The following is a 16,864-nucleotide window of genomic DNA, read 5'->3' on the forward strand; positions in this document are numbered from 1 at the left end:
ACAATGCCCCTACAAGCGAGCGTCACCTTTTCAGAAAGTCGTCCACCGCTTCTTTCACTTGGCTCAGATGTGCTGCCATCAACACCCGGGCTTGTTGTGGATCACGATTGGCAATGGCCTTCATGACGGCCGTATGCTCATCCAGTGAATGCCGCGGCCGGTGAGGGATTTGCAGGCTTGTACGTCTTGTTTCTTTGAGCACGCCGAGGAGGGTCCACATCAATTTGACGAAGACGAGGTTCTGAGATGCTTCGGCAACAGCGATGTGGAACTGCAAATCACGCTCGTACAGCACGCTTAAGTCTGTCTTGTGGTTCCAAGCATCCTCCATGATGGTTTGAAGCCGCACAATGTGGGACTCGTCCGCACGCTCTGCGGCCCAGCTCGCTGCTTGCGGCTCCAAGACTTGTCTTGTTTCGAAGGCATCACGAAGATTCAGCTCGTTGGGCTCAAAAATAATGAGTCCGTTATCCGATGGCGAGCCGGAACCGCTTACAAAAATCCCCACACCGTGCTTCACGTCCAAAATGCCTCGGCCAGACAAAATTTTGATGGCATCGCGAATGACCGTTCGGCTCACACCAAACATTTCCGCCAGGTCTCGCTCCGTCGGCATTCGGTCACCCGGACGCAGTTCACCGCGAATAATGGCGTCCGTAATTTGGGCGATGATTTTTTGGCTCAAGGCAGTTTGGTCGGAAACACGTTGAAACATCTGCCTCCCCCTTCCCAATGACTTTCAAGGCTCGGACAATTGTGCGAGGGACGTACTTGGTGCGGCGGTTCTTTCTTTGCCTACTTTGTAAATTGGGTGAAAATGAGTTCGGCGAGCAGCGCTGCCCGGCGGGGTATCTCACAGATCCGGACAAACTCATGGTAAGCGTGCGCACCTGCGCCAACCGCGCCAAGACCGTCCAACGTGTCCACACCAAGCGCCGCCGTAAAGCATCCATCGCTGGCCCCGCCTGTACTCGCTTCTGTTAACGTTATCCCCAGTGAGCCCCCGATTTCAAGTGCCTCGGAAAAAAGTCGCTGCGTTCGTTCCCTCATCATGGGCGGGCGAATCATCCCGCCCGTGACCGATACGGACGCTTCCTGGTTCTCGGGCTTCAGGTTCATCAGTTGCTGCGTGATGCGCTCTGCCTCGTACTGTGTCGACACACGCACATCAATCTCTGCAGACGCTTGGTCCGGAACGATATTTACCGCGGTCCCGCCCGTAAGGGTCCCAACGTTCAAAGTGGTACCGCGTTCATAGTCTGTGAGGCGTTGGACGGTGAGAATCTGCCGAGCGATTTCTTCAATCGCGCTCACCCCTTGAACATGGTCGATGCCGGAATGGGCTGCCACCCCCGCCACATGCAGCTGAAACCTGCCAACGCCTTTTCGGGCCGTCTTCAAGGCGCCCGCTGCACCCAGCGCCGGCTCGAGCACAAACACGGCGCTGCTGCGCTTCGCCTCTTCTTCAATCCACTTGCGTGAACTCGGGCTCGTAATTTCTTCATCCGTGTTGATGATGAAACACACCTGATGGGGGACCTGAAGCTGTTCGTCCAACGCCCTCAGCGCGTACAGTCCTTGCACCAGTCCGCATTTCATATCGAATATTCCCGGCCCGTATGCGCATTCCGCATCTCTGCGAAACGGTCGCCGCAGGGCTTCTCCCTCCGGCCAAACGGTATCCACATGCCCCAACACCAGCACCTGCTTGTTGGCATTTCCAATTCGTATTTTCAGCGTGTCTCCCAGCTGTGCATCAGCGTGGCGTTCGATTTGGGCGTCCATCCATGATGTTGCTCGGGACACCAGAAAATCCAACGCGGCATTGGTAAGCGCGCGATTCCGGGAGGGCGTATCCATGTTCACCAGCCGCTCCACGTCCTGCAGCATGTCTTCCAGATGACGCTCGAAGTAAGCAAGAAAATCCGTCAATGTCCTTCACCCTCGGAATGTGACCTGAGCCATTTTGCGATCAATCGGAGCCGCGCAGCCCGCTGTCTCGGCCGACCCTGGCTCGCCATGGCATGCGACGCACCCGGAAATCGCACGTAGTCCACTTCTTTCCCCAGTCGCTTCAGTGCAGTAAACCACTGTTCAGACTGTTCAACCGGGCACCGATGGTCCGCTTCGCCGTGCATCAGCAAGAGCGGCGTATGGACATTGCGCGCGTACCGAATCGGCGAGCGTTCCATGATGAACGACTCGTCTTCCCACAAATCCGCGCCGCCAAGCTCAACACGGTTGATCAGGAAACCGAGATCGCTGTTGCCAATCTTGCTGTACAGGTTGCAAATGGACCGCTCGGAGATCGCGCCCCGAAATCGGTCGTCGTGCGAAATCAACCAATTGACGAGATACCCGCCGTAACTTCCGCCCATGACGAAGGTGTTTTCACCGTCCATATCCCCTCCGCACGCGTGCTCATAGAACCCGAGGAGATCGCCCACATCCTGGCGCCCCCATTCGCCGAGAATGGCGGAAGAAAACGTCTGTCCGTAGCCATAACTCCCCCGTGGATTGCAGATCACGACCTGATACCCCAAACCGCACAGATAATGGAAATCCATGTGGTAGGCGTCCCCGAATGCCATGTGAGGCCCGCCGTGAATCACCAGAACGGTCCCCCGGACCCTGCCGGCCTCCGGCGTCCTCCGCAAGACCCAGCCCTGGATGTTGATGGAATCCGCTGTGGTCCACCAATGTTCGGACACATGCAAGGGGGGCAAGGCCAGGGTGTATGCTTCATTGATATCCGTTACGTTCCGGACGGCGCATGGTCCACCATACACCCAGTCAACAATGGAAAGTTCCGCAGGATGCCGGAACGAATCCGCCACAACTGCCACTTTGCAGCCTGCGGCGGTCGATTCGATGGGCGTGAATGACTGGATGCTCCCGTCAAAGTCCAGCAGTTCCACTTGACCCCTTTCCACATCGACGCAAAGCAATCGCTGCCGACCTTGAGTGGTGCCAATCGTGATGATTTTGCCGTCTGGTAACACCGATAAGACGGGATTGAACCCGGGCCGTCTGGCATCGCTGATGACATGGCAGCCGATGGCCATGTCCAACGCATCCGTAACCCACTTCGTTTCATTTCCGATTTCGAACAGCTTGTCAAACTCAACACTGGTCTCCATGTCGCGCTTGCCTGCACCGTACAGCTTGCCGCTCGCCGCAAAGTGCAGTTCGGTCACCGATTTCACCGGCAGGGGCATGCTTCGAACCTTACCGGTCTTGACATCGTATCGATGGAGGTACGGTACCTTTTGGGTGTCCTCCCCGTCCAGGTAATGCGACACAAACGCCAGTTCTCCTGACTGCGGATGAAAGGTGATACAGCCATGGTCGGACCTGGCCATCGACACCTTCGTCACCTTTCCGGTCTGCACCGCGACCAGAAACACATGCGTGTATCCGTGGGTGAATCCTTCTCCGTCCAACTTGTACCGCAGCCTCGTCACCCGATTGAAGACGGCGTCAATCGCTTGGCAACGAGCGGTCCATGCGATGAATTGGCTGTCTGGGCTCCAGACAAACTGCTTGACATCCACACCGGGAACCAGACACCGTACATTTCCAAACTGGGCATCACACAGCCACAGCTCATTTTTTCCCTGGTTGTTTTGAAGAAAGGCAAGGTGGCCGCCGTCCGGCGCCCAATCAGGCGAATGTCCCAACAGGGGTGCTCCGCCAGGCGCAAGACTGCGCATGAGGCGCCCAGTTTGGCGATCCACTTCAACAATTTCATGATCATATCGGTCGTCATCGAAATTCATCTTTGAAACGGACAGTGTCAATCGGCCTGGTTCGGTGATACGAACTGCAGGCCTGCCCAGCATGACCACCGACAGCATCTCCTCAGGCTGAAGGCACATGTTGACCGCCTCCGTCCGACGCCATCTTGGGGAAATGACACGCCACCCAATGGTCCTTCCGAATCTCTCGCCAAGACGGTTCTTCCACGCTGCACCTCGCTTCGGCAAACGGGCAGCGGGTGTGAAACCTGCACCCGGATGGCGGATTCATGGGACTTGGCAAATCTCCGGTCAGAATGATTTTGGCCCGACTGCGCTGCTCGACCGGGTCGGGCAGCGGGACTGAGCTCAACAAGGCAAGCGTGTAGGGATGAGCCGGCCGCGTGTAAATGTTGTCGTTGGTAGACAATTCCACCATCTTGCCCAGATACATGACCCCAATGTGGTCACTGATGTGGTGCACAACGGACAAGTCGTGCGATATGAACAGGTACGTCAGTCCCAATTCCCGCTGCAGACGCCGAAACAAGTTGACGATTTGAGATTGAACGGACACATCCAGCGCCGACACAGGCTCATCGCACACAATGAATTTCGGCCGGAGCGCGATGGCGCGCGCGATGACGATTCTCTGGCGCTGACCTCCGGAAAATTCGTGCGGAAACTTGTTCAGACTGTTTTTCGGCAATCCAACCAGGTCTAACAAGGTGTCCAGTTCTTGCTGGAGCGTCCCCGTTCCCATCCCATGGATGTGAAACGGTTCCTCTAGCAGCGTCCGGATGCGTTTGCGTCCATTCAACGAGGAAAATGGATCTTGAAAAACAATCTGCATCTCTCTGCGGAGTGCGCGCCATTCTTTGCGCGATGTGCTCAAAATGTCACGCCCTTGAAAACGAACCGCCCCGGATGTCGGCGGCTGCAAATTCAGCACGGATCGTCCGACCGTGGACTTCCCGCACCCACTCTCCCCCACCAGCCCCAGCGTGGTGCCCTGCGGCACGCTGAAGCTGATGCCGTCCACAGCTTTCACCACCTGGCCTCTGCCGAGCGGCGAGCTGACCGGGTAGTACTTCTTCAAATCCCTGACTTCAAGGAGCGGTGTTTCATACTCGACTTTCGCAGGTATCATCCCAAGGCCTCCTCACGCAAGCTAGGATGCCAGCAGGCCGCGAAATGCTCGCCGTGTATCTGAGACAGGGGCGGCTCGTGCTGACGGCACTTGTCAGAAACTGCAAAGCAGCGCGACTGAAACGGACACCCAGGGGGTAAGTCGCGCAAATCCGGCACCGTCCCCGGGATGGACGGCAAGTCTTTGGACCGATCGCCGGTCATCGATGGAATACTTTGCAACAGGCCCCGTGTGTACGGGTGCGCCGGGTGCGCAAAAAGCTCCTGCACGGGCGCCGTCTCCACAATCCGGCCCGCATACATGACCGATACGCGGTCGGCAAGGTCTGCAATGACACCCATGTCATGCGTAATCAACAGGATGGACGTGCCCCGCTTTTCCCGAATCTCTCGAAGCAGCTCCAAAATTTGATACTGAATGGTCACATCCAACGCAGTCGTCGGCTCGTCCGCGATGATGACCTGGGGTTCGCAGGCAAGGGCCATGGCAATCATGACGCGCTGGCGCATGCCGCCGGACAGCTCAAACGGGTACTGTTTGATTCTCCGTTCTGGCTCCGGAATGCCGACAGATTTGAGCAAACGCAGCACGGCAGCGGTTCGTTCACTCGCCGAAAGCTTCGTGTGCAGCGCCAAAGGTTCAGCAATCTGTTTCCCCACCGTCGCCAGCGGGTTCAAGGCCACCATCGGTTCCTGAAAAATCATCGAGACCAGATTCCCCCGGATGGTGTGCATCGCCGACTCGGAAACCTCCAGAATCGGAACGTCGTTGATCTGAATCGCGCCGGACAACACCGTGGCATTCCTTGGCAGCAACTTCATGATGGACAGGGAGGTCAGACTTTTTCCGCTGCCACTTTCCCCGACCAGCCCCATAATTTCGCCATGCCGAATCTCAAAACTCACATCGCGCAGTGCTGGCACCAACGTCCCGTCGCGATCGAACCCAATCGACAGCCCCTCCACCTTCAGCACGGTGGCATTATCCATGCGGACCACCCCACAGCCGTTCAGATGCCGTCTCGTGGAACTGGGAAACATAGTGGGTGCTGTGGTAGTCTGCAACCTCCTGGCAGGTCGCCCACCACACATCGTGATGGCTGCGAATCCGCCGGATGAGTCGTTCGAGTGCTGCGATTCTGGACGCCCTTCCGGAAATCCACGGATGCATGGTGAGAAGAAAGAGTCCGCCATACGCACGCAGCCCAGTGTACTCTTCCTCCCAGAGGCGGTACACGTGACTCGGGCGCTGCGGCGGGTTTGCCTGTCCACCGCCCACGTAACGGTAGAAAATCGCGTCGTCCAACAACCACTGTACGGGGACCTCCGGGACGCCTTCCATCCAGTACGGATGGTCGTAGCCCATGAGGGAGCTGTCATATGTCAAGCCGTGCCGCTTCAATGCTGCAAACACGGCAGGCGTCATCTCCCAGGACGGCGACCTGTAGCCGCAGACGGGACGGCCCGTGATGTCCTCCAATTTCTGCTTCGCGGCCGCGATCGTCCAGTCGAGTGTCCCATCGTCAATTTCATCAACACGCTCGTGTACGTAGCCGTGCAACCCGATTTCGTGCTGGTCGCGCACAATGGCTTCGACCGCCTCCGGATATCGTTCCGCAATTAGACCGGGAACAAAAAAAGTCGCCTTGATATGCCACTGCTTCAACACATCAAGAATTCGGTAGATGCCAACGCGCGGACCAAATCTTCTTTGCTCCATCTCCCCAATGACGGAACGATTGATGTCTCGTGTCCGCCACAGAAACGGGGTTTCCCCGTCGAAATCAAAGCTCAAACTCACTGCAACGGCATTTCCGTTGGGCCATCGGTATGTCGGCGCATGGGACATGTCATTCCACCTCCTTCCCGGCCTACGACCGCTTATACAACCCGGCCAATCGACCGCCATCCACGTGTAAGGCGGTGCCCGTGATGAACGATGCTTTCTTGGAGCATAAAAACAAGATGGCTGCCGGCGCATCTTCCGGTCCAGAGGTTCTACCCAGCGGAATGGTAGAAATCATATTCTGAACATACTCGTCTGAAAGGCCGCTGACTTCGCTGCCCGGTGCAAACCCAGGTCCGACTGCGTTCACGCGGATCCCGTAGGCCGCCAGTTCCAGGGCAAATGCCCGCGTCAGCATGGCAAGCGCCGCTTTGGATGTGGAATAGTGACCGCCCCCAATCCCCACCGTGCACGCGGCCCCTGAGATAATATTCACAATGCTGCCCTGAATCCGGTGCTCGATCATTAAATTTGCCGTAGATTGCGTGATGATGAAGGGAGCTGTGACGTTCAGGCGCATCGTCCGATTCCAATCTTCAACAGACATCTGCAGCAGACGATGGCGCGGGTAAATCCCTGCATTATTGATCACGATATCGGGCGCACCCCAACGTTGCGCAATGCGGTCTGAAAGATCATAAACGGCATCCGCGTCGGTCAGGTCCGTGTGGTCACAAACGACTTCACCGGTCGACGAAGGCAAGCCATTCACGAAGGTTGCCAATTCCGGTTCGCGAATATCGGATAACCAGAGGCGTGCACCTTCCGCTGCGAACGCCTCGGCGATCCACCGACCAATCACACCTGCTGCTCCAGTTATAAGCACACGTTTGCCGCGAAACTCTTCCTCCAATTTTCATTCCTCCCCACATCACTTCACTGCTTTTGGATCCAGCCGGTCCCGCACGTAGTCCCCAACCAAATTCACCGACAACACGACAATGAAAATTGCGATGCCCGGAAAGGTGGCAAGCCACCATGCGGAGTTGATGTACTGCTGCCCTTCCGTAAGCATGGAACCCCAACTCGGATTTGGCGGCTGGACGCCCAGCCCCAGAAACGACAATGAGGCTTCAAAGACAATCATGAGTCCAATTTCGAGGGTTGCGACCACGATGAGCGGCGGAATCACCTCGGGCAAAATTTGCTGAACCAACAGCCGCCAGGACGTCGCTCCGAGCGCTTCTGACGATCGCACAAAATCCTGATTGACCGTGCTCAACGTCTGTGCATATGCAACCCTGGCGTAACGGGGCCAGCGTGTCAGCCCAAGGACGACAATCAAGTTCATCAAGCTTGGTCCCAGCACAGCAACCGTCAACACGGCGAGCAGGAAAAACGGCACGGAGAGAACCATGTCCGCGAACCGCATGATGATGGTCCCAAACACTTTTTGAAAGAAGCCAGCCATCATCCCCAAAAAGCCCCCGACAATGCCCGAAATACAAACCGCGACGCTGGACACCAGCAGGGAAACGCGTGCGCCGTAAATCAATCTGGCATACACATCCCTGCCGAGTTCATCCGTGCCCAGCACGTACGTCGAGCCACCCATGTGAGAGAAGGGCGGTTTCATACTCTCCATCAAATTGGTCGTATTCGGATTGTGAGCGGCAAACAAGGATGGGAACAGCGAAATGACGACGAACAGCAAAATGATGATTGAAAACGGAAGGACACGAATTATCCCCCGAAGCCGAACCGTTCGGCTCCTTTTCAATCGGTTCGAAAGAGCGGCCTTTGGTCCATCCGTCATTGAGAGACTCATACGCTTTTTGCCCCTCCCAGTTGAATCCGCGGATCAATCCAGACATAGAGCAGCTCCGTTATCAAGTTGATGACGATATACACGATGGACACAAACAGCACGATCGCTTGCACGACTGGAAAGTCTCTCGCCGTAATGGATTGAATCGTCAGCGCCCCAACACCCGGCCAGGCAAAGATGGTTTCCGTCACGACAGAGCCACCGAACAAGTTCGCGATTTCCAAACCCACAATCGTTACGATGGGAATGCTCGCGTTGCGCATGATGTGCTGCACCATGATGCGGAACGTCTTTGCCCCTTTCGATCGCGCCGTCTTCACGTACTCCTTATCGAGCTCTTCAATGAAACTTGACCGGGTCATGCGCGCAATCGTCGCCATCGACAAGGAAGCCAGTGTAACGGCGGGCAGCACCAGAGACTGAATGCCGCCAGCTCCAGAAGACGGGAGCCACTTCAATACGACGCTCATCAGCAAAATGAGCAAAATCCCCGTCCAAAAGGCGGGCATGCTTTGTCCGATGAGCACCAGCGGCATGAGCAGCCGCTCAATCCAAGTTCCCCGAAAAAACGCGGTCAACATGCCAATCGGAATGCCAATCACCAACGACAGCACGAACGCTGTACATGCGAGCTCAAGGGTAAAGGGGAGGCGCTGCAACAAAATGGACAGCGCCGGTTGACTTTGTACGTAGGAATACCCCAAATTGCCTTCCGACAGGCTGCGGAGAAAATTGAGATATTGGACCCACAGTGGCTTGTCCAGCCCCAAGGAGTGCGTGAGCACCGCAATGTCGTGCGCACTCGCATTTGGTGGAACCATCAGCAGAACTGGGTTGCTTGACAAGTGGAGAATGAAAAAGACGATGGTCGAAACACCCAGTATCGAAACGATGGCCTGTAGAATCCGCTTCAATACATACCACCACATGTGGGCCGCCCCCTTATTGCAGCTTCATGTCCTGAACAAAGAAATTCTCTTGCGCATCCGGCGTCCACTGAAGATTCTTGGTTGCCCCGTACAACGCATCCACTTGCCACAGCCCCACGCCAGGAACGTCCTGCTGCAGGATGTTGAATGCCTGTTGATAGTCCGCCAGACGGGCCGCCGTGTTGGTCGTCGTTCTGGCAGCTGTTACAGCCGCGTCAAATTTCGGGTTCGAATAACTGCTCCACACGGTGCCGGAGTGGAACAACGGATAAATCGTTCCATCTGCATCCATGCAGGCGCAGGACCACAGCCCCATCCGAATACTGCCCCAGTTATGTGACGGCGACTGGACTTTTTCCAAATACGTGGATTGGTCCATATTGTCAATCTTCACCTTGATCCCGATTTGACCCAACTCGGCTTGAATCGCCTGCACCACGCGCTGGTCGTAGGACGGAGAGGTATCAAAGTCCAACGTAAGGCCGTTCGGGTAGCCAGCTTCTTTCAGCAGTTCTTTGGCTTTGGTGGGATTGTACGAATAGCCCGCCACGTGATTGTCATAGCCGAATGCGATGGGCGTCAGAACTTCCTTCACCGGCTGCGCGTGGCCATCTTCGAGCGAGGAGATGAGCCCTTTATAGTCGATGCCGTACGCAATGGCCTGACGGACCAGAACCGACTTGGTCGGCGTGTTGCCGAGCGCATTGAACGCCAGGTACGCAACCCGTTCCGTCGGCACGGAAAGGACCTGCAAGGCGCTGTCCCTTTTCACGGTGCTCACATCACTCGGCGTAATGGGAAACGCGATATCCGCTTTGCCCGACTGCAAGTCCGCAATTCTTGTTGCGTCATTGGGGACAGACCGGAACTCAACATTCTTAATGGAAGGTTCGCCACCCCAGTAATGTGGATTCGCCTTCAACGTCACGCTGCTCCCCTGCACCCACGACACAAACTCATACGGACCGCTTCCGACCGGATGGAGGTTGAAGTACTGATTCCCGTGAGCCTTGATGTACTGTTCCGGCACAATACTCAGCGTGACCAGTTCATTCAGCAGTGTCGGATCCGGCTGTGCCGTGGTGATGGTCACCGTATCCCCGCTCGCGGAGACGGATTTGACCGCGCTGAAATTGGAAAGCTGCGGGCTGTTCAAAGACGGATTCAGAATGCGCTGCAGACTGAAAGCCACATCGTTCGCGGTCAGCGACTCACCGTTCTGGAACTTGACCCCTTTGCGGATGGTGAAGACCCACGTGGTCGGAGATTGCTGTTTCCAAGAAGTCGCGATCCACGGGACAATTTTTTCAGTCTTCGGATCACGGTGTAAGAGATTGTCAAAGATATTGCGGTAGACAGTGTAACTCTCGGTGTTGTACTGCAAGCCCGGGTCAAGCGTGGACGGGTCACTATCCTCGTCGACGACCAGTGTACTGGACGCCGTCGCCTTCGGGCTTGTCCCAGACGTGGACGAAGTGTTCCCACAACCCGCGAGAAGGCCGGTCAGCGCGAGCGTGGCAATGCCGATTTGCGTGAATGATGAGATTTTCACAGAAGAGCCCCCCTTTGTACCTTCTAAAATTGGAATTAGGTATTACCACATACGTCAGATTTTTCGAAAGTATATTAGCGCGATTCAAACTTGTCAATACTTTTTGCCCATCCCTCCGATTCCGCACATCGTGTCCAGGTTCAACCAGAAGCGTGTCGCACGGCCCTGCCCAATTCACGAATGCCCAAACGACAAAATGGAGACACCTGCCTCCATAAAACCAAGGTGCGCAAGTGTCTCCAGTGTTCTGGTCGACTAAATATAGTATTCTCATGCGATTACTAGGACAAATAGTATCACGGTGCGTGCGGCAGGTCAAGCGAGTCACCCGGCTGGAGGATGAGGATATCCCCCTCATGCATCCCTGTGTCCGGGTATTTGATGCCCGCCCCGGTGTTCAGCAGAACCACCCTCTCACCGCTCCGAATCCAGCCGCTTTCTCTGAGTTTCCTGGCTGCAGCAACCGTTGCGGCTCCTTCAGGACACATGAACGTCCCTTCCGCCCTGGCAGCTGCGCCCTGCTCGCGCAGCAATTCGTCGTCGTCGATCGCGATGGCGCACCCGTCCGTTTCATAGACGGCCTCCAGTACCAGAAAATCTCCGAGAGCCTTTGGCACGGTAATGCCGAACGCGACGGTGGAGGCATGCTCCCAAAATTCGCTGCTCTTCTGCCGCGCTTCCCAGGCCCTCACAATGGGCGCACACCCACTCGCCTGCACGGAAACGAGGCGCGGCAGTTTTTCGCCAATCCACCCCAGTGCCTGGAGTTCGCGCAGCGCCTTATAAATCCCAATGAGCCCTACCCCGCCCCCCGTTGGGTAGAGAATCACATCGGGAATCTCCCAGTTGAACTGCTCCAAAATCTCGTAGCCCATCGTCTTTTTCCCTTCGAGTCGATACGGTTCTTTAAGCGTGGAGGCATCAAACCAGCCGTATTGTTCCACCGCCCGTCCAACAATTTTTCCCGCATCACTAATCAGTCCGTCGACCAAATACAATTGGACCCCTGAGATGCTGCACTCATTTCGTGTGATTTTCGGGGCATCCACCGGCATGACGATCACAGCCTTCATCCCCGCCCGCGCCGCATAGACCGCCCACGCGGCGCCGGCATTGCCATTAGTTGGCATGGCAATGGTCTCGATTCCCAGTTCCTTTGCCCGTGACACTCCCACCGTTGCGCCGCGCGCTTTGAATGTACCAGTTGGGATAATCCCCTCGTCTTTCATCCACAAGTCTGCAATCCCGATTTCTTCTCCCAACCTCTTGAGCGGGAGCAAGGGTGTCATCCCTTCACCCAGCGACACGATGTTGGCTGCATGTTGAACCGGTAACAATTCGTGGTACCTCCACAAGCTCGGAGGCCGTTGTGTCAGGTCTTCTTTACTCAGGTGATTCCGGGCCGCTTCCAGGTCATATCGAGCCAACAAGGGTGAGCCACACTGGCACAGTTGATTCACTTGGCTGGCCTCGTACGTCGAGTGACACTTCGGACATTCCAGGTGCGACAAGAAACTAAAGGTCATACTTCGCTTCCTTCTCTCGTTTTCGTAATCGTATAAGCAAAAACATCATAGGTATGTGGTATTATCTTTGAATGTAAGGAACTCCCCCAGTAAAGTCAATCCATTCTGTCTTTCGATGTATATTGTTGTATAACGGAGGTGCAGAAAGACAGGGAAGACGATTCCTTCCCTGTCTTTCTGCATCGATGAAACCAAACGTACAAAGAGAGACTGGAACCCGTTGCGATTCACCTACGCCTCCGCCGACACCTCGCAAGACAACGCCGCGCCTTCTGTCTCGGTCAACGTACAAGTGACACACCGCGTACTCTTTGAACGATTTGTCGATTTGTGCCAAATTCCCTCGTTGTGTATGCTGTAAAGGTGTAGATTTAAACGTTCCTGAATCCGTGACGGCTTGACCAATTTGCTGTTTCTGTGGGCAAAAGTGGAAGAAGTTCGGCGCCTACGAAGTTGCCCACGGTGGTCGTTCCGGTGTTGGTCATCGAGTTCGCATGTCATGCCGCCTTTGGAGTGACGAAGTCCCAAACCCCCTGGTCTTGGGAGCTTTCGGGAGGTTGAAATTCCAGTTCGACGGCCGCCTTGTCGTCACGAGAAGGTCAAATACAATCTTCGAAACGTGGGAAGCCACCGATTGCCACGGCCCAGTTTTAGCTTTGTCTGCCGGGCATGCCGGACCATCTTGGCGGCCAGTGTCATCAAGTTTTGAATCACCGTGCGAATCCGGCGGCGTTCTACCTTTTTGCGCAGCGGTGAATCACCCCGTTTGAGACTTTCCTGGCCTATCACCCGCAATAGGTTATATGCTACGACGACGAAGTGCAGGACCAGGCTATTCGTCGCAAACTTACCGGAGGGCAGCCGTTCCGCATCCAGGTCTGTCTTGATCTCGCTATGGAACTGCTCCATGACAGCGTGTTCCCGATAGAGTTGAATGATGACCGCCGGGGCGTCCGGTAGTGACGTCCAGTAGGCGCTAACCTCAATCTCCGGTACGAGCAGCATTTGCCCGTCGGCGGTTGTCGTACGTTCAATGACTTCAAACACCATGCGAACTGGCTGAGACACACTTTTGACCGGGCAGAGTAGCGAGCCCTGATAAACCTTCTTTCCGGGACGAGGCTCCTCGCAGGTTCCATGTTGCTGTGCAGTGATCAGCCAGGCGTCAACGCTCTCTTTCCGCAGGTTTCGCTTGATGATGAAATCTGCCTTGCTGTCCTCCGCCTGGCAGATTGCAATGTTTTCGGCACTGTCATTCCCTGCATCCATGCGTACGAGCAGCGGTAGGTCAGTTACCTGTCGAGCGTATCCGATGCTCTCTCGCAGGAAGGCGGCGGTTCCTTTTTGGACATGTGTGCTGCCTTCCCGAAGCTGAACATGGACAGCGTATCCCTCTTGACCCAAATAAGCGAAGATGGGGGCGTACCCGTCCAGTCCCTTGTATGTACGAGAGACGCCTTCCTTCTTGGTGCCCGAGTTGTCAAACGGCGAGACGTCGATGTCCAAAGGGACGTAGAAACGATGATCGGAGTCCTGTCCAAGCACGATGGGGCGAAGTGTCACTTCCAACGTTTTCAGCAACTTTGCCGACTCTTCCAGGAGAATGGACTCCCATCCGGATTTTCCTGCTGCCATGTCAATGCGTTGGCGTAATGTAGGGCTGGAGGGTACACTCTGAATCTGCAGCGCATCCAGGAAGTAATCATCCTCCCGGAAGGGTTCGATATGGTCGAAGTCGGTTTTGCCTTGGCAAAGCAAGCCAATATACGCATGTGCAATGTCCCAGTTCGAGATTTCTGGAGTTCCCATGCCGTCTAACCGAGTTTGATTGAGACGTTCGCCGATTCGAGTCTTTTCAAGGAGCAACCCAATCAACGCCATACCTGAATGGGTAACAATGACTTCATCGGATTCCTCAATAATAAAACGCAAAAGATCACCCCGGCGGTGAAGCGGATCTGGAGGAGCACAGCCCCAACTATCCCTATTCTACCGGAGAAAACACACGTGTTGGCGGGGTTCTACGGGTCAAGCCGCCACGGATTCAGGACGTTGGTAGGAAGACAATTGCTGGGAGGACAAGCCTTGTTTGTCAAGCGCCCTTTGTTTCTTGCGATTGTAGTTTGGATGGCATTGCTGGTGCGACTATTGTTCGTGTCAAAGGTCCACCCAGTGCCCGTTTCGGATTTTCACTGGTATTACACCCAGGGCATGGCGATCGCCAATGGACAGGGTTACCGATATGATGGCCAGCCGACTGCGTATTTCCCGATCGGCTATCCACTGTTTTTAGCTGGCGTCTTTAAGATATTTGGAGAAGGCTGGTGGCCAGCCGTTCTTGCAAATGTGGTGCTAGACAGTGCCACTGCTGGTTTGGTGTACCTCATCGCAGAGTACCTCTGGAGTCCCGTGGTAGCCCTGATCAGCGGATTAGCCATGGCACTCTACGTACCGCACATCCAGTGGTCCAGCGTGATCTGCAGTGAAATCATTTTCTCGTTTTTGTTCCTGCTCACAGGATATTTGTGGCTGCGGTCGGAGCGTCGTTCTTGGACAATTTTGGTGGCATCGGGCATCACGCTTGGCATGGCCTGCCTCGTGCGCCCCATCACATTGTTATTTCCAGCGGCCTATCTCATTTACGCTTGGTTTCGGAAGTTCGGTTTTTGGCAGAGTGTGCGCCGATTTGTTGTCATCGTTGTCGTGATGTTGATCACGATTTCTCCTGTCACCATCCGCAATTATGAGGCTTTTCATCAAGTCCTGCTCGTATCTGCGAACGGCGGCGTGAATTTGTGGCAAGGTAATAATCCAAACGCGAACGGCAGCTACTTTTGGCCAGAAAATCCAAAGCAGAATCCATTTCTCGATTACGAGGCGAAAGCTGTCCAGGAAAACCCCATTGCGAAGCATATGGCGGAATCCTATATCCTGCACCATCCGCTCCACACCATTCGCATGGGGTTTGTGAAGTGGCGCTACTTCTTTAGCGGTGTGTATTACGCTCAGTTCTACACCACACGCATATCGCAACCACCCGTTACACAAGCCTTCGCCTCGCGGATTGCCAGATTGTCCGAAGCTAGTTATGTGGTGACATACGTATTGGGGGCGCTGGGAATCGCATTCGCTGTCGTTGAAGCACTTCGGCGTCGAAGCCTTCGCTCCAGTATCTTGTGGCTCGGTATCCTCTATTACTTGGGCCTGTTCTTCATCTTTCCGGCGTGGGACCGAATGCGAGAACCGATGTCTCCCTGGGTGATTGTCTTTGTCGGCCTGGCGCTTTGGCCTTTCAACAAATCCCGAGCTCCATCGCGATAGATACCTGGCATTCCGTGCGTGCGCTCAGTTCAGCCGACCAGCGCTGATATTATCCACTTCCGCGCGTACACCGCTGCGGGACTCGTTGAAAAACTTTCGTTATCATTAGTAAAAAGTGAATATATTCTCTTGATCCGGGAATAATTCCGATGAATTCCATGAGCGGTCAGTTGGACCACACCCACAGCGGAAGAGGGGAGCTCGAATGTGAAGGAAATTTCGTTCGCCGATGCGAGAAAGGTATTCCGAGACTATTTACAGGCACACAAGCGAAGTCCACGAACATGGTATGGGTACGATTCGGATTTGAAATCCCTTCAGAGGGATGTGGAAGAGAGACGCAACCTTCCAGTCAAAGTAAGAGAGATTACCCCAATGGACATCGAACGATTCATTCAACGTCTCGGTACTCAAGGCATGAGTGGGCGAACCATCAACCGCAAACTCCATGCGCTTAACTCCTTTTTCCACTGCATGCAAAGTCACGGCGTGGTCGCGGTCAACCCCGCACAAGTCGTGGCGCGAATTTCGGTAGAGAAAAAGGAGCGCGGATTTTTAACCCATGAGCAGTTAGCCGCGTTGCTCAATCAACCGACCGATCCACTCATCACCCCGCCGCTTTGGACACTCGCTTATACCGGCCAGCGCGTCTCCGAATTGTGTTCTCTCCAAAAGCGAGATGTCGATTTGGATCAACGAGTGATTCGTGTTCGCGGCAAAGGGAATCGCGAGCGTACATTGCCGATCCACGATGACTTGCATCACATTCTCGAAGGCTATACACACCATGAACTTCGAGGAGTGGACGCCTATGACCACTTCTTCCACAGCCACAACACATCTACATTGTCTCCGTCCACGATGAACCGCTGGCTCCGTAACATCGTGACTCATTTAGGATGGAGCACCCATGTGACGGTGCACACCCTTCGCCATACGTTCGGCTACATGTACGTCGATCACGGTGGGAACGTGGTAGAGCTGCAGAAATTACTGGGACATGAGAGTCTGGCTACCACCAGCATTTATTGTCACACCACCCACACCCGTCTATCGGAAGGCATCTCTAGGTTTCCGCACTTCGGAAGGTGAACAA

14 protein-coding genes are annotated in these 16,864 nt (G+C 55.0%); 2 read left to right on the forward strand and 12 right to left on the reverse strand.

Annotation, left to right across the window (positions count from 1 at the left end):
• Positions 1–22 precede the first annotated feature (22 nt).
• From JI721_RS05150 to JI721_RS05205, 12 genes are all read right to left on the reverse strand, one after another.
• Positions 23–715, reverse strand: a complete 693-nt coding sequence (locus tag JI721_RS05150; protein ID WP_274456998.1) for a FadR/GntR family transcriptional regulator — start codon at positions 713–715, stop codon at positions 23–25.
• A gap of 80 nt (positions 716–795) precedes the next feature.
• The gene (locus tag JI721_RS05155; RefSeq protein WP_274456999.1) at positions 796–1,932 is read right to left on the reverse strand and encodes a M20 family metallopeptidase; all 1,137 of its coding nucleotides are present in this window, start codon (positions 1,930–1,932) and stop codon (positions 796–798) included.
• Positions 1,929–3,680, reverse strand: a complete 1,752-nt coding sequence (locus tag JI721_RS05160; protein ID WP_274457000.1) for a S9 family peptidase — start codon at positions 3,678–3,680, stop codon at positions 1,929–1,931. Before JI721_RS05160 ends, JI721_RS05155 begins: the two co-directional genes overlap by 4 nt.
• Positions 3,681–3,861: 181 nt before the next feature.
• Positions 3,862–4,887, reverse strand: a complete 1,026-nt coding sequence (locus JI721_RS05165) for an ABC transporter ATP-binding protein (protein WP_274457001.1) — start codon at positions 4,885–4,887, stop codon at positions 3,862–3,864.
• Positions 4,884–5,876, reverse strand: a complete 993-nt coding sequence (locus JI721_RS05170) for an ABC transporter ATP-binding protein (protein ID WP_274457002.1) — start codon at positions 5,874–5,876, stop codon at positions 4,884–4,886. The genes JI721_RS05165 and JI721_RS05170 overlap by 4 nt, the downstream gene beginning before the upstream one ends.
• Positions 5,869–6,735, reverse strand: coding sequence for a polysaccharide deacetylase family protein (locus tag JI721_RS05175; protein ID WP_274457003.1), 867 nt, complete (start codon positions 6,733–6,735; stop codon positions 5,869–5,871). Before JI721_RS05175 ends, JI721_RS05170 begins: the two co-directional genes overlap by 8 nt.
• 22 nt (positions 6,736–6,757) lie before the next feature.
• A complete protein-coding gene (locus tag JI721_RS05180) occupies positions 6,758–7,525 on the reverse strand; it encodes an SDR family NAD(P)-dependent oxidoreductase (RefSeq protein ID WP_274457004.1) in 768 nt (255 codons plus the stop codon).
• An 18-nt stretch (positions 7,526–7,543) separates the two neighbouring features.
• Positions 7,544–8,428 (reverse strand): ABC transporter permease, encoded by an 885-nt coding sequence (locus JI721_RS05185; RefSeq protein ID WP_274457005.1) that lies wholly within the window; start codon positions 8,426–8,428, stop codon positions 7,544–7,546.
• A gap of 8 nt (positions 8,429–8,436) precedes the next feature.
• Complete coding sequence (locus JI721_RS05190; protein WP_274457006.1) at positions 8,437–9,369, reverse strand: ABC transporter permease; 933 nt, start codon at positions 9,367–9,369, stop codon at positions 8,437–8,439.
• A gap of 13 nt (positions 9,370–9,382) precedes the next feature.
• On the reverse strand, positions 9,383–10,921 hold the full coding sequence (locus tag JI721_RS05195; protein ID WP_274457007.1) for an ABC transporter substrate-binding protein: 1,539 nt from the start codon (positions 10,919–10,921) through the stop codon (positions 9,383–9,385).
• Between the two features lie 296 nt (positions 10,922–11,217).
• Positions 11,218–12,447, reverse strand: a complete 1,230-nt coding sequence (locus tag JI721_RS05200; protein ID WP_274457008.1) for a threonine synthase — start codon at positions 12,445–12,447, stop codon at positions 11,218–11,220.
• Between the two features lie 588 nt (positions 12,448–13,035).
• On the reverse strand, positions 13,036–14,328 hold the full coding sequence (locus JI721_RS05205; RefSeq protein WP_274457684.1) for an IS1380 family transposase: 1,293 nt from the start codon (positions 14,326–14,328) through the stop codon (positions 13,036–13,038).
• Between the two features lie 204 nt (positions 14,329–14,532).
• Here JI721_RS05205 and JI721_RS05210 point away from each other — a divergent pair, with 204 nt between their 5' ends.
• Together JI721_RS05210 and JI721_RS05215 are read left to right on the forward strand one after the other, a co-directional pair.
• Positions 14,533–15,768 carry a glycosyltransferase family 39 protein gene (locus JI721_RS05210; protein WP_274457009.1) on the forward strand — a complete coding sequence of 412 codons (1,236 nt, stop codon included), beginning with the start codon at positions 14,533–14,535 and terminating at the stop codon, positions 15,766–15,768.
• Between the two features lie 207 nt (positions 15,769–15,975).
• Entirely contained in the window at positions 15,976–16,860 is an 885-nt protein-coding gene (locus JI721_RS05215; protein WP_274457010.1) for a tyrosine-type recombinase/integrase, read from the forward strand.
• Positions 16,861–16,864: the final 4 nt, after the last annotated feature.

It is taken from the genome of Alicyclobacillus cycloheptanicus (assembly GCF_028751525.1).
GTDB lineage: Bacteria > Bacillota > Bacilli > Alicyclobacillales > Alicyclobacillaceae > Alicyclobacillus_L > Alicyclobacillus_L cycloheptanicus.